The organism is Aquimarina sp. AD10, assembly GCF_003443715.1.
GTDB classification, from domain to species: Bacteria; Bacteroidota; Bacteroidia; order Flavobacteriales; family Flavobacteriaceae; genus Aquimarina; species Aquimarina aggregata.
Genome location: NZ_CP031965.1, coordinates 2790858 through 2805615, shown reverse-complemented (window position 1 = coordinate 2805615; position 14758 = coordinate 2790858). Strand labels below are relative to the sequence as shown.

The following is a 14758-nucleotide window of genomic DNA, read 5'->3' as shown; positions in this document are numbered from 1 at the left end:
TATGATAATTTTCTAAAAATTAGGCATTTAAGTTATTTTTTTTCTAAAAAAGTGCTATTTTCGCATTCGAAAAAAATTACGGGTAAACCGTAAGATACAAAACGTTACATGTCGGTAAATAATGTTTTTTATCGATAAAATCAACTAAAATTGTGCAACTAAGCATATATTTTGAAAGATTGGATCGTTTTTTGTATAACCAAATTGATATTAAGAACTAAACCTATATTATACAATGAAAAAAGTTATTTTTTACATGGCACTTTTTATTACTGCCAGCTCCTTTTCTCAAACCAAAGTCGGGAGTGTTTATTTTAATGACGTGGATATGTTTGGTAAAAGTGAGCTAATGCTTAATGGAGCCGGAACTAGAGATAAACTTTATGCAGTAGCATTATATTTAGATTTTGAAGTTAATGGAGTAGAAGATGGTCTAAAAGTAGCAGAAAAAGATGATACAATGGCTATCACTATAAAGGTTACTTCATCAATCTCTAGTCAAGAACTTAAGGATATTGTGCGAAACGGATTAGAAGTAGCTACAGATGGTAATAGTTATCTTTTAGAAAATCAAATTAGAGATTTCCTCAACATTTTACCTACTCAAGTTAATAAGTTTGATATTTTTAGAATCTTACACACAAAAGGAGGTAATCTTTCTGTATTTAAGAATAAAGAGCTTTTAGGTAAAATGACAAGTACCGAATTTAAAAATGCACTATTTAAAATTTGGTTAGGAGAAAACCCAGTCGATACAGAATTAAAAGAAAGTCTTTTAGCATCTTACGAAGGTAATCCTGTCTTAGGAAAATGGAAAATGGTTGATAAAAAGACCGGTGTAGCTCTTAGTACAATACAATTGTATGTTATAAAAAATAAAGTGTTTGGAGCTATAGAAAGAATGTTACGTCAATCAGAAAGAGATGCTGTTTGTTACGAATGCCAGGGAGATGATAAAAATAAAAAGATTGAAGGCCTTGTAATTATTAAAAGATTAGAGCTAAAAGGTGACAGGTATACAAACGGGAAATTTACGAATATAAGAGATGGTAAAGTTTCTGATTGTCAAATGTGGATTGATCCTGATAACCGAGACATACTTAATGTGAAGTATAAAGGTAGCGGAGGAACACAACAATGGAAAAGAATAAAGAAATAAACAATAGTTTATATAATAAAATATTGTCATTAACTTGATAAAGAAAACCCTGATAATCATGTCAGGGTTTTTAATTTTTTATAAAGAGAGTATATGGACAGTGAAGAACCATATTATCTTTATACTTTTGTAAAAGCATGGAAGTTAAGAAAAAAGATATAAGGACATTAACCAAAGAACAATTGCGTTCCTTTTTTGAAGAAATAGGAGATAAAGCATTTAGAGGTAATCAAGTTTATGAATGGCTTTGGAGTAAAGGAGCTCATAATTTTGAAGATATGACAAATATCTCTTTAACTACCAGAAAAGTGCTCGAAGAACATTTCGTGATTAATCATATTCGGGTTGATCAAATGCAAAAAAGTAAAGATGGCACTATAAAAAATGCTGTAAGATTACACGATGGATTAATCGTAGAGTCTGTATTAATTCCAACTCCAACAAGAACAACTGCTTGTGTATCGTCACAGGTAGGCTGTAGTCTTGATTGTAAGTTTTGTGCGACGGCTCGTTTAAAAAGAATGAGAAACCTAAATCCGGATGAAATTTATGATCAGGTGGTAGCTATTGATAAAGAAAGTAGGTTGTATCATAATAGGCCCTTATCCAATATCGTATTTATGGGTATGGGAGAACCGCTGATGAATTATAATAACGTGCTTAAAGCTATTGATAAAATAACCTCTTCTGAAGGGTTAGGAATGTCACCGAAAAGAATCACGGTGTCTACATCGGGTGTACCCAAAATGATAAAAAAGATGGCAGACGATGAAGTTAAGTTTAAGCTAGCGGTCTCGTTACATTCAGCCATAGAAGATACAAGAACATCTATCATGCCTTTTAATGAGACATTTCCCTTACAAGACCTTAAAGAAGCATTAGAATACTGGTACCTGAAAACAAAAAGTAAAATCACGTATGAATATGTAGTGTGGAAAGGAATTAATGATAGTCAAGAAGATATTGATGCACTTATTAGATTTTGTTCTTATGTGCCATGTAAAGTAAATTTGATCGAATATAATGCTATTGGAGATAAAGATTTTCAGCAAGCTTCTGATGCAGCTATAAATAGTTATATTAATGGATTAGAAGCAAGAGGTATCGTTGTCAATGTTCGCCGAAGTAGAGGAAAGGATATTGATGCAGCTTGTGGCCAATTGGCAAATAAATCATGATAGTACACCAAAACGTTTTTTCATCTTCTATAATTCTAGGATAACCGCCTACAAAAAAACAATTTATAGTATCTTCGCACCTAGTAAGAAATCAGAATTAGTATCGCGTATTGAAAGTCGTTGAGCAAATAAAGCTACCTATTGTTGATGAGATGGAACTTTTTGAACAAAAGTTCTCACAATCAATGTCTTCTAAGGTGGCCTTGCTAAATAGAATTACACATTATATAGTAAACAGAAAAGGGAAGCAAATGCGACCTATGTTTGTGTTTTTAGTTTCTAAAATGGTTTCAGGTGGTGAGGTAAACGAAAGAACCTACAGAGGAGCTTCAGTAATAGAACTAATACATACAGCAACCCTAGTTCATGATGATGTAGTAGATGATTCTAATAGGCGAAGAGGTTTTTTCTCAATCAATGCATTGTGGAAAAATAAAATTGCAGTATTGGTTGGAGATTATTTACTATCCAAAGGCTTATTACTATCTATTGATCATGGTGATTTTGATCTTTTAAAAATCATTTCTGTTGCAGTAAGAGAGATGAGCGAAGGTGAGCTTTTACAAATAGAAAAGGCTAGAAACCTTGATATAACTGAAGATGTTTACTACGAAATTATTCGTCAAAAAACAGCAACTTTAATTGCAGCCTGTTGTAGTTTAGGAGCCTGTTCTGTTTCACCCGATTCAGACGATGTTCATAAAATGAGAAAATTTGGAGAATTAATCGGAATGGCATTTCAGATCAAAGATGACCTTTTTGACTACGGTGACACTGCAATAGGCAAACCGACAGGAATAGATATTAAAGAACAAAAAATGACACTTCCTTTGATCTATACCTTAAATCATGCATCTAAAGATAAAAGAAAATGGCTTATTAATTCTGTAAAAAACCACAATAAAGATAAAAAGAGGGTTAAAGAAGTAATAGCATTTGTAAAAAATAGTGGAGGACTAGACTACGCTATTACCGTTATGCATCAATTCAAAAACGAAGCACTATCAATTTTGTCAGAATACCCAGATTCAGACTATAAATCTTCATTAACAATGATGGTCGACTATGTAATTGATAGAAAGAAATAATAGTAATCACTGGATAAAAAGATAAAAACTTTATTTTTTTTAACCTCTAGGCAACTATTTTGTTTTTTATATCGTCTATGCTAATAGAAGATCTAATCACTTAATTATTTATATTGAAAGTTATTCAATTTTATAAAAGCGAAACGCAACTCATTAAAAAGGCGGCAAAGCAACATCGAGAAGCACAACAACAGTTGTATACTACATATGCACCAAAAATGCTAGGTGTATGTAGAAGGTATATTAAAGATGTGCATTTTGCAGAAGAAGTGATGCTTAGTGGGTTTTTAAAAGTCTTTACGAATTTAAAGAATTTTAAGTTTGAAGGAAGTTTTGAAGGATGGGTACGCAGGATTATGGTCAATGAATCGATTTCTTTTTTAAGAAAAGAAAAACAAATCTTTTTTACAGAAGATATATCAGGTTATCAAGAAGCATCGTGGAATAATATTAACACAGAATTAGAAGTAGATCAAATTCAGATGTTAATCGATAGTTTACCAGAAGGATATAGAATGGTGTTTGTGTTATATGCAATAGAAGGATACAAACATAGCGAGATAGCTAAAACATTTGGGATTTCGGAAAGCACATCAAAATCGCAACTATTTAAAGCTAGAAAATTATTGCAACAAAAATTAAACGAACAAAATAATATAAATAATGGCGCCATTGAAATTTGAAGATAAGATGAAGGAAAAGCTAGAGCAACGCGCTATAATACCTTCTAAAGATTCGTGGGATCGTTTAGCAAATGAGCTAGATAACGTTCAACACAAAAAAAAACAAAGTAAAAAGATTTGGCTATACAGCGCTGCAGCTATTTTTGTGGGAATCTTACTAACCTCTATATTTATAAATCAAAGACCCATAGGATTAGTGCAGCCCGAACTGCAAATAGTAGAGAATAATGAAGAGTTAATTAAAAATGAAAACATTAACGGGATTGTTAATGAAAGTATTCAAGAAAATTTGCTAAAAGAAAAAAAACCAACGCTATCAAATCAAGTCAAGGATAATAAAACTAGTACCGTTTCAAAAGAAAAACATAAAGAAATAACTAACTCTAAGAGTGTAAGACCTTCTAGTGATGTGGCTTCAAGTAACACAGCTATTAATAGCGCCCTCGATGATCAGGTACGATTAAAAGAAGTAATACGACAAGATGATAAAGACATTATAAGTATAGCAGATAATGTATTACCAATTGATTCTTTAATAATTCAGGATAAGATAGCAACTGTAGTAGCGCAAATTAAGGATCTGGAAAAAAATAATATAAAAGTAACTGATGCAGAGATTGATCAACTATTAATGAATGCACAACGCGAAATAGCGACCAGTAAAATAATAAAATCTAGCGCAGTAAGTGCTTCGGCTCTCTTGCAAGATGTCGAAAATGAACTTGATGAAAGCTTTAAACAACGAGTATTCGATGCACTTAAAAAAGGTTTCCAAAAAGTTAGAACAGCTGTAGTAGAAAGAGATAATTAAAAATATTCATCAATCAATCATCACTTGCAATTTTCCTCCAAAAAAGGAGGAAGGTTGCAAATAAAAATCAAAAAAACATGAAGTTATTAGCAAAAATTGCTGCATTTGTGGCCATGACATGTATTGCCCAATTGTTAAATGCTCAGGAACAAGATACTAATCGAGCAGTTGAAAAACTAAAAGGGCAAAAAGAACGTATAATTACAACCGAAAAAGAAGCATTGAAAAAAGAAGTAGAAATAATAAATGAAAAATTAGCTGCAAATCAAATTACAATAGAAGAGGCTCAAAAACGTAAAGAAGCTTCTGCTCAAAATCATGCTTTAAATATAGAAAATAGGTTGGCGATAATAGATAATAAGATCGCTTTATTAGAACGTAATGGTGTAGAAAATATAAATACTGAAGATCCAAGAATAGTAATTGGGCTTACTACAGAAGAAGATAATGCAGATGTTCTTCTTGGATTAAAAATAAATACAGGAAAAGAGAGAAAGATAAAATATGATAAAAGAACTACTTCAAATATTGTGCTAGCTGTAGGACTTAATAACGCAATAGTAGAGGGGCAGTCATTAGACGATTCGGATTACAAAATTGGGGGTAGTAGATTTTTTGAACTTGGCTGGGCTTGGAAAACCAGAGTGTTTAAGAACTCTAATCTTCTACGGTTTAAATATGGGATTTCATATACATCAAACGGACTAAAACCTACCGAGAATCGATACTTTGTCGAAAACGGAGACCAAACGAATTTAGAAACATTTGGAGTAGAGTTAGATAAATCAAAGTTTAGAATGGATAATTTGGTTATCCCTGTTCATTTAGAGTTAGGTGCATCAAAAGTTAGAAAGACAGAGAATAGTATCAGATATGATACTTCACGTAAATTTAGAATTGGATTTGGAGGTTATTTAGGAGTAAACATAAGTACTCGTCAGAAATTGAAATTTAAAGAAAACGGTAATCGTATTAAAGACAAAATTAAGAGAGATTATAATACAAGTGACTTAATTTATGGTTTAAGTTCGTATGTAGGTTTTGGTGATATGACATTATATGCCAAATATGATTTATCTCCAATTTTTAGAAATGCAATAATAGAACAAAATAATGTGTCACTTGGACTACGTTTTGACTTATGATGATCTCTGAATTAGCAAAGATGTTAATTTTAACAAAAAATTAATATAACTGTTTTCAATACAATTATTAGGTGTTATTTTTTTATTTTAGCCAAGAGAGCTGCATACATATGCAGCTCTTTTTGGTTCGAAAATAACTTCATTTTTTTTAATGATTATTGCGATTTCCTTGCATTATAATGAGTACCCTATAAATACGATATACTTAATACGGGTATAACGTAATCTTGTTAAATACTTTACAAAAAATCAATTACCGTTAGATATATAGGTGAATAAAAAATCCATAATAATTTTATGGTTAAGACGTAATCATTTGGTTTTTAATGATTTGTAGGAATTTTGAACTTTTATTTTCAGATCAAATGCTCTATATTTAGTCTATTGTATAAATGTAGTTCTTTCCTGTAGATTAAGTAAAAATATTCATGTGTTTTACTACAAAATAATAGCTAGACTAAACTTAATACTAATTATATATAAACAATAGAATCTATTAACCAAAATTTCACACAAAATGAAAACAAAACTCATTTATTTAACACTACTTACGTTTTGTAGTTTTGGGCTTATTGCTCAAAAAGCACCTCAAAAAGCTAGTTTAGTTTCTAAGGCGGCTTATGTTAAAAATATTCCTCCATTATCGCAGATGGATAATATTTTATCAGCCAAAAATATGGCACACCAACCAGCACCAGTAAGAAGAAGCGGTCGTAATACTGTAATACCAGGTAAAGGTTTGCCAGCTGCAGGTCAGAGTGATCCTTTAATGGCGAAACAAAAAAATAATACCATAAGAGCAACACTTAGTGAAGAAGTTGCTTCTTTTGATGCACACCTCGGGGGGTCTCCTTTAAATGACCCTACGGGAGCTATAGGACCGAATCATTATGTATATGCATTTAACCGTGGATTCGGAATTTTAGATAGAGCAGGTAATGTATTATTACCAGAAGCGTCTCTAACTACGATATTTCCCGGTGAAGACCTTGGAGACCCGATAGTGGTATATGATAATTATGCTGATCGTTTTATTATCATGGAGTTCAGTAATACTCCTAACAGTATCCTTATTGCTGTGGGGCAAGGACCAGATCCTGTAAATGATGGATGGTTCACATATAGATTTAATACTAATGAATTTCCTGATTATGAAAAACTTTCTATATGGAGTGATGGATATTATCTTACAACTAATAAAGCACCAAGTGGTGGTTTAGGAACTTTAGAAACAGTTTATGTTGCCGAAAGAGATAAGATGCTTACAGGGGATCCTAATGCGGGATTTGTTGGATTTCAACTTGCTGGAGCTGCATCAAGTGGTTTCTATAGCCCTGCAAGTTTTAACTCTACTGGGGCTACTTTACCTCCAGTGGGAACTTCGAATTCTATTATTTACCTACAGGATGATGCTTGGGCAGGAGTTTCTAATGATCATTTAAAAATGTGGAATACCAATATTAATTGGGCAAACCCAGGTAGTTCTACAATTTCACAACCTATAGAGATTCCTACAACTCCTTTTGATAGTGTATTTGATAATGGAAGTTTTTCTAATTTATCACAACCAGGAGGTGGACAAGACATAGATGCATTACAGGCTACAGTGATGTATATGACTAATTACAGACGTTTTGGTACACATAACTCTGTAGTAATGAATTTTGTAGTAGATCTTGATGGAAATGATGATTTGGCTGGAATTCGTTGGTACGAATTACGACAAACTGGTGATGGACAACCTTGGACAATCTATCAAGAAGGAACTTATGCGCAACCAGATGGGTTAAGCGCCTTTTGTGGTAGTATTGCTCAAGATGCTCAAGGTAATATTGGACTTGCGTATAATGTAGTTAGTACTAGTGTATTTGCTTCAATTAGATATACTGGGCGATTGGCAAATGATCCATTAGGAACGATGACTCTTGCTGAGAAAGTTTCTGTAAATGGCGATAGTCAAGTACCTGGTAATCGTTTTGGAGATTATGCTCAAATGACAATAGATCCGTTAGATGATATGACTTTCTGGCACATAGGTGAGTATATGAGAAGTGGTGGAGCTGGCGTAAGAAAAAGTCATGTAGTGGCTTTTAAATTAATGCCTGATACTCCAGATACTGAAGCGCCAACTGCACCAGCAAACTTAGTTGCATCTGGTACTACAGATATGGAAACTACGTTAACATGGGATGCATCTACAGATAATATAGGTGTTACTGCATACGATGTTTCTCAGGATGGTGTTGTGGTAGCAACCGTAGCAACAACAACAGCTACAATAACAGGGTTAACCGCAGAAACTACGTATGCATTTTCTGTGGTAGCAAAAGATGCTGCAGGAAATGAGTCGGCAGCAAGTAATTCTATTAACGTTACTACTGATGCTCCAGATACAACAGCACCATCAATTCCAGCTAACTTGGCTGCTTCAGGTACTACAAATACACAAACCATATTAAGTTGGGATGCTTCTACAGACAATGTAGGTGTTGCAGAGTATGATGTGTCTCAAGACGGTGTAGTTGTAGCAACCGTAACAGAAACAACAGCAACGATTACTGGATTGTCTCCACAAACTACATATACTTTTACCGTTGCAGCAAAAGATGCGGCAGGAAATACATCTGCAGCTAGTGATAGTATTCGTATCACTACATTAGATAATGGACCAGGCTGTTTAAATGGGGCAGAACTTCCATATAGTGAAAGTTTTGAAGCAGACTTTGGAGGTTGGACTCAAGATACAGGTGATGATCTTGATTGGACCAGAGATGCAAATGGTACTCCATCAAACAATACCGGACCGTCAAGTGCCGATGATGGATCAACATATGTTTATGTAGAAGCATCAGGAAATGGTACAGGATTCCCTAATAAACGTGCAATTCTTACTTCTCCATGTTTTGATCTTAATAGTGCTACTACGGCTGTTTTCTCTTTTAGATATCATATGTTTGGAGCAGGAAACTTTGGTTCATTAGATGTTGAAGTTAGTAATGATGAAGGTGCTACTTGGACAAGTCTTTGGACTAGAAATGGAAATCAAGGAAATTCATGGCAAACAGGTACTGTTGATTTAGCTGCTTATGTAGGATCAGGAATTCAATTACGATTTAATCGAGTAACCGGGAACACATGGCGAGCTGATGCGGCAATAGATAATATCTCTCTTACGGCTGCTGGAGGACCAGGTGGATCAGATTGTGCTTCAGGAGATTTAACATTAAGTGTTACTTTTGATAATTACCCTCAAGAAACTTCTTGGGCAGTAACTGATGCAGGAGGAACAACAGTAGCATCTGAAAGCTATTCTACAGCTAATCCTGATGGATCTACAGTGTCTGAAACTATTTCTGGTTTAGCAGCAGGAACTTATACATTTACAATTTCTGATTCTTTTGGAGATGGTATTTGTTGCTCATTTGGTAATGGATCTTATACATTATCAAGCAGTGCTGGAGAAATTGTTTCTGGTGGTGAATTTACTACTAGCGAAGCTACATCATTTTGTGTAGAAGCGTCTACAGTGAGATTAGAAACATATGCATTAAGTGATCTTGATGCGGGGAATAATGCCTTTAAGATATATCCTGTTCCAGCTAAGAATATATTAAATATTTCTGTAGGTAAGAAATCTATTCAAAATGTAGAAATTTTCTCTATGTATGGTCAACGTGTATATGAGGGAGCTGAAGCACAAATTAATGTTAGTTCCTTCCCAACAGGAACATATTTTGCAAGAATTACAGGAAAAGATGAGACTTTTGTAACTAGAATGTTTAGTAAAGAGTAAATAATTAAAATAGTATATATTAATTAGTATATGAAGAGGCCGTCTTTTTTAAGACAGCCTCTTCTTTTTATGTTAACTTAACATAAAAAATAATCAGGTAAAATAATCTCGACGATGTTTATTAATATCCTGTATAAGTATCTGTACTTAGACCTGCTGCAGGAGCAGGTTCTGTGTCTTGATTAACTGTTGGCCATACACCAGCAGACGGAAACCCTACTCCAAAGTTATCACCTCTATTTTCATCTTGGCCAAATTTATATAAAGGGAATCCTTTAAATGTCATTTGCGTTCTCCCAAATACATCAATAGTTCCAAAATCGCTGGCATTTAAAATACTTGGTAATTTAACTAATTCAGTATTGTATATTGGCCATACACCATTGTTAGAAAAATCATTTGCAGTGAAGTTATTGGTATCTCTTGTATCATTTGAAAACTTATATAAAGTATTTCCTCTTGAATCTGTGATATAAAATGTTAATCCATCTCCAGGAGTAAAATCACTTGTAAGATTTGTTGTATTTCCAGCTGCATCTCTCCCCACTAATTGAGCTTGAGCAATCATAAGAGAGTAATCTGGTTTTGCGATGTACCAGTTGTTTCCAACACCATCTCCATTAGTGTCTCCTGCAGTAGCATCATTTGCAAAAAAGTAAAGTGGCCAACCTTTGTAAGTAGTTTGTTTTGCTCCATCTTCGCGAGTAATTACTGCGAAATCTGCGGCATCTAATCCACTATCAAGGGTTACATCTTCAGTATAAAAAACTGGCCACGCTGTGATACATCCACCACTACAGTTAGAAGTACCTTTAGCATCTTGTGAAAAGAAATATAAAGAATTACCATCTTTATCAGTAAGTATTTTTCCAAAAGTAGCGTCTTCTGCTAATTGGATTGCGTTTGCAACTGGTTCTGGAGCAGGTTCTGTATTTTGATTTACAGTTGGCCATACACCAGCAGATGGAAACCCTACTCCAAAGTTATCACCTCTTTGAGCATCTTGTCCAAATTTATACAAAGGAGATCCTCTAAATGTCATTTGTGTTCTTCCGAAGACATCGATAGTTCCAAAATCACTAGCATTTAAAATACTTGGTAATCTATTTAGATCAGTATTATATATTGGCCATACACCATTGTTAGAAAAATCATCAGCGGTGAAATTGTTATTGTCTCTTGTGTCATTTGCAAATTTATATAATGTATTCCCTCTTGAGTCTGTGATGTAAAAGGTCAATTCGTCTCCAGGTGTAAAATCACTTGTAAGATTTGTTGTGTTTCCTGCAGCATCTCTCCCCACTAATTGAGCTTGAGCGATCATAAGAGAATAATCTGGTTTTGCAATGTACCAATTGCTTCCGACTCCATCTCCATTCGTATCGCCAGCGGCATTGTCATTTGCAAAAAAGTATAGTGGCCAACCTTTATAAGTTGTTTGTTTTGCACCATCTTCACGAGTAATCTCTCCAAAGTCAGCAGCGTCCAATCCACTATCTAGAGTTACGGTTTCAGTATAAAAAACTGGCCATGCGTTAATACATCCACCACTACAGTTCGAAGTACTTTTAGTGTCTTGAGAGAAGAAATATAAAGAATTACCATCTTTATCGGTAATGATGCTCCCAAAGGTAGCGTCATTTTTTAACTGAATAGCATTCGCTATAGGATTTGGTTCTGAAGGAGTGTCAGAGTTATAGTCATCTTCACTACACCCAATAAATATAAGAGCCAGTACAAATAAATAATTCAACTTTTTCATAACAATTTTTTTATGTTTAATGTTTATATGATTAATTTTTGAGCAAATAAAAGACAGGAAACCGTGTTTTTAAATTAAATCTATGTGAAGAGGAAAAAAAGGCTTTAAAGAGGAATATTTCGACTTCAAATTCGTGAGATTTTTTCGATCAAATAGTAAAGAATCCCACAGTATGTTTGGTTTTGTTCTATTTTGATGATAATTAGTTGTTTCTATGAAAAAGTGATAAAAGTGAATCTTATCAATACATAAATGAGGTGTTTTTTGATTGAAAATTGTAGTTTAGCCTACTATTATTGATTATGCTACTTTTGTATTGAGAACGCATATGAAATGCTTTTTTAAGAGATGATAATTTTACTCGTTTTAGAGTAGGAATAAAAATTTAATCTTAATCTTAAAATTGATTTGGAAGTATACAAGTAAAACCTTTAAAGGTGGTAAAAGAATAAAAAAGGTAACTGGAAAATGATTCATAAATCTACAATAGATGCTGTTTTTGAGGCTGTTCGATTAGAAGAGGTAATAGGTGATTTTGTTCAGTTAAAGAAATCAGGAAGTAATTTTAAAGGATTAAGTCCATTTAGTGAAGAAAGAACTCCTTCTTTTATGGTATCTCCTGTAAAACAAATATGGAAAGATTTTTCTAGTGGAAAAGGTGGTAATGCTGTAGCATTTTTGATGGAACATGAGCACTTTACTTATCCAGAAGCAATTAAATATTTAGCTAAGAAATATAATATTGAAATTGAAGAAACAGAGCAGACCGATGAACAGAAACAACAAGCCGATGAGCGTGAGAGTATGTATTTGGTTAGCGAGTTTGCAAATACGTTTTTTCAAAACTCTTTACATAAAACAGAAAAAGGTAAAGCTATTGGACTGACCTATTTTAAAGAACGTGGTTTTACAGATGAAACTATTAAAAAGTTTGGATTAGGATATTCACCAGACGTATGGGATGCATTTACGGCAGAAGCTATTAAAAAAGGATATAAGTTAGAATATCTGGAAAAAACGGGATTGACTATTGTAAAAGAAGAAAAACAGTTCGATCGTTTTAAGGGTAGAGTCATGTTTCCAATACAATCTATGTCGGGGCGTGTGCTCGGTTTTGGTGGTAGGATTTTAACCAATGAAAAAAAAGCAGCAAAATATCTTAACTCTCCAGAGAGCGATATCTATCATAAAAGTAAAGTTTTGTACGGTATTTATCATGCCAAGCAAGCAATTGCTAAAGAAGATAATTGCTTTTTGGTAGAAGGATATACAGATGTAATTCAGTTTAATCAAACGGGAGTAAGCAATGTAGTTTCATCTTCGGGTACAGCACTTACAAGTGATCAAATTCGATTAATCAACAGACTTACAAAAAATATTACAGTACTTTTTGATAGTGATGCCGCTGGTATGAGAGCATCTATTCGTGGGATAGATCTCATTCTAGAACAGGGTATGAATGTAAAAGTATGTAGCTTTCCTGAAGGAGAAGACCCTGATAGTTTTGCAAAACAAAATACATTAGAAGAATTAACATCATATTTAGAAGAACATAGTCAAGATTTTATAAGTTTTAAGGCATCCTTGTTACAGAAAGAATCAAAAAATGACCCAATCAAGAAAGCCGAATTGATTAGGGATATGGTGACTAGTATTTCAAAAATTCCAGATGTTATTAAACGAGAAATTTATGTACGAGAATGTTCTCGTATTATGGATATTTCTGAAGATGTGCTATTTGATACTTTAGCACAAATACGTAATGTAGGCGAAAAAGATCAGCGAAAACAACAAAAAAAGGAACAAAAATCTCTTGAGGTTGTAAAAACTGAAACTCCAAAACAACCTAAAGTAAACAGGCAATACGTTTTAGAACGTCACTTAATTAAGGCTTTATTAATGTACGGTGTTCAAGAAGAAGAGTTTGAAGATCTGATAATGAAAGAAAATGAAGAAGGAGAACTTGTCTTAGAACCTGAAATCCATAAGATAAAGGTTTTTGAAAAAATCTATCTTGACTTGCAGGATGATGAAGTTGAGTTTACAGATCAAGTTTTTAAAGATGTTTATGCTATTTTGATCGAAGAATTAAATCAAGTTGACGAATTTAAAGTTGAGAATTTTATAAATAAAATCCCACCAGAAATAGCTTCTGAGATTACTGAAATTATGATGAATGAAGAACGCTATGAGTTGCATAGATGGGCAGACATGGAAATACATGTAAAGCAAAAGACAGAAACTATAGCAGAATATGTAAATACTACAATATTGAGCCTAAGAGGATTTCTAATCGATCAAAAAATACAAGAGCTTTCACAAGAAGTGAAAGCTCAAAATATTGAAAATAACATGAATGTCTTAGAAGATATTCGTGATTATCAAATTCTTAAAAAGTTACTATACAGGAAACTAAATCGAGTGATCTAGCTAATATGCAATAATCTAGATTGATGGATTAAATCAGCAAGATTGTCCACTTTTAATTTTTTTAGTAATCTTGTCTTGTATGTACTTACCGTCTTTTCGTTAATTGACAATGTGGTAGCAATATCCTTATTTCTCTTTCCAGAGGATAAAAGGTTTAATACTTCGATTTCTCTAGAGGATAATTTTTTGTATTTAACAACCATATTATTTTCATTAGCATTACCATTTGCTAATTGTTGAGTAAGATTGTCATTTAAATAAATTCCTCCTCGAGCAACACGCTCTATTGCTTTTTTTAACGTTTTTGTTGGGACAGTTTTAGATAAATATGCAGATGCACCGGCTTTAATAGCACTTAATGCGTACATTTCTTCTGGATGAGAACTAAAAATAATAACTTTTATTCCTGCAAATTCCTTTTTGATGGTTCTTAATGCCATGATCCCATTAATTTGGGGCAGATCTAACTCCATAATAAGTACATCTGGAGTATTATCTTTTAAGATGTCATACATCTCGTTACCGTTACTTACTTTACCAGTAATCTCATAATCTTCTGAGTGGCGAAATAAAGAAACGATCCCCTTCCTAGTAATTGGATGATGATCAGCGATTAATACGGTTGTCATTCTTGTTTACGATTGTTAATGTTAGTTTTTCTTTTTTTGTTTTAACATTTCTCGGTTAGGGGTAATTTTTAAATCTTGCT

The 14758-nt window shown here is 33.3% G+C and carries 10 protein-coding genes; 8 read left to right on the top strand and 2 right to left on the bottom strand.

Annotation, left to right across the window (positions count from 1 at the left end):
- The first annotated feature begins 235 nt into the window (after positions 1–235).
- The 7 genes from D1816_RS11645 (at position 236) to D1816_RS11615 (ending at position 9857) form a co-directional block, all read left to right on the top strand.
- Entirely contained in the window at positions 236–1159 is a 924-nt protein-coding gene (locus tag D1816_RS11645) for a chalcone isomerase family protein (protein ID WP_066316756.1), read from the top strand.
- Between the two features lie 137 nt (positions 1160–1296).
- The gene (rlmN, locus tag D1816_RS11640; RefSeq protein WP_118503032.1) at positions 1297–2337 is read left to right on the top strand and encodes a 23S rRNA (adenine(2503)-C(2))-methyltransferase RlmN; all 1041 of its coding nucleotides are present in this window, start codon (positions 1297–1299) and stop codon (positions 2335–2337) included.
- Between the two features lie 110 nt (positions 2338–2447).
- A complete protein-coding gene (locus D1816_RS11635) occupies positions 2448–3425 on the top strand; it encodes a polyprenyl synthetase family protein (protein ID WP_066316754.1) in 978 nt (325 codons plus the stop codon).
- Between the two features lie 113 nt (positions 3426–3538).
- Positions 3539–4108 (top strand): RNA polymerase sigma factor, encoded by a 570-nt coding sequence (locus D1816_RS11630; RefSeq protein ID WP_066316748.1) that lies wholly within the window; start codon positions 3539–3541, stop codon positions 4106–4108.
- Positions 4089–4919, top strand: coding sequence for a hypothetical protein (locus D1816_RS11625; protein ID WP_118503030.1), 831 nt, complete (start codon positions 4089–4091; stop codon positions 4917–4919). The genes D1816_RS11630 and D1816_RS11625 overlap by 20 nt, the downstream gene beginning before the upstream one ends.
- 77 nt (positions 4920–4996) lie before the next feature.
- Positions 4997–6064: a hypothetical protein gene (locus D1816_RS11620; RefSeq protein WP_066316746.1), complete on the top strand. Its 1068-nt coding sequence runs from the start codon at positions 4997–4999 to the stop codon at positions 6062–6064.
- A 517-nt stretch (positions 6065–6581) separates the two neighbouring features.
- A complete protein-coding gene (locus D1816_RS11615; RefSeq protein ID WP_118503028.1) occupies positions 6582–9857 on the top strand; it encodes a fibronectin type III domain-containing protein in 3276 nt (1091 codons plus the stop codon).
- Between the two features lie 121 nt (positions 9858–9978).
- On the opposite strand, the gene D1816_RS11610 is transcribed toward D1816_RS11615, so the two are convergent.
- Positions 9979–11619 (bottom strand): hypothetical protein, encoded by a 1641-nt coding sequence (locus D1816_RS11610; protein WP_066316741.1) that lies wholly within the window; start codon positions 11617–11619, stop codon positions 9979–9981.
- A gap of 468 nt (positions 11620–12087) precedes the next feature.
- Between D1816_RS11610 and dnaG the strand changes: the two genes are divergently transcribed.
- A complete protein-coding gene (dnaG, locus tag D1816_RS11605; RefSeq protein WP_066316738.1) occupies positions 12088–14049 on the top strand; it encodes a DNA primase in 1962 nt (653 codons plus the stop codon).
- On the opposite strand, the gene D1816_RS11600 is transcribed toward dnaG, so the two are convergent.
- On the bottom strand, positions 14046–14678 hold the full coding sequence (locus D1816_RS11600) for a response regulator transcription factor (protein WP_066316736.1): 633 nt from the start codon (positions 14676–14678) through the stop codon (positions 14046–14048). The genes dnaG and D1816_RS11600 overlap by 4 nt on opposite strands.
- Between the last annotated feature and the right edge of the window lie 80 nt (positions 14679–14758).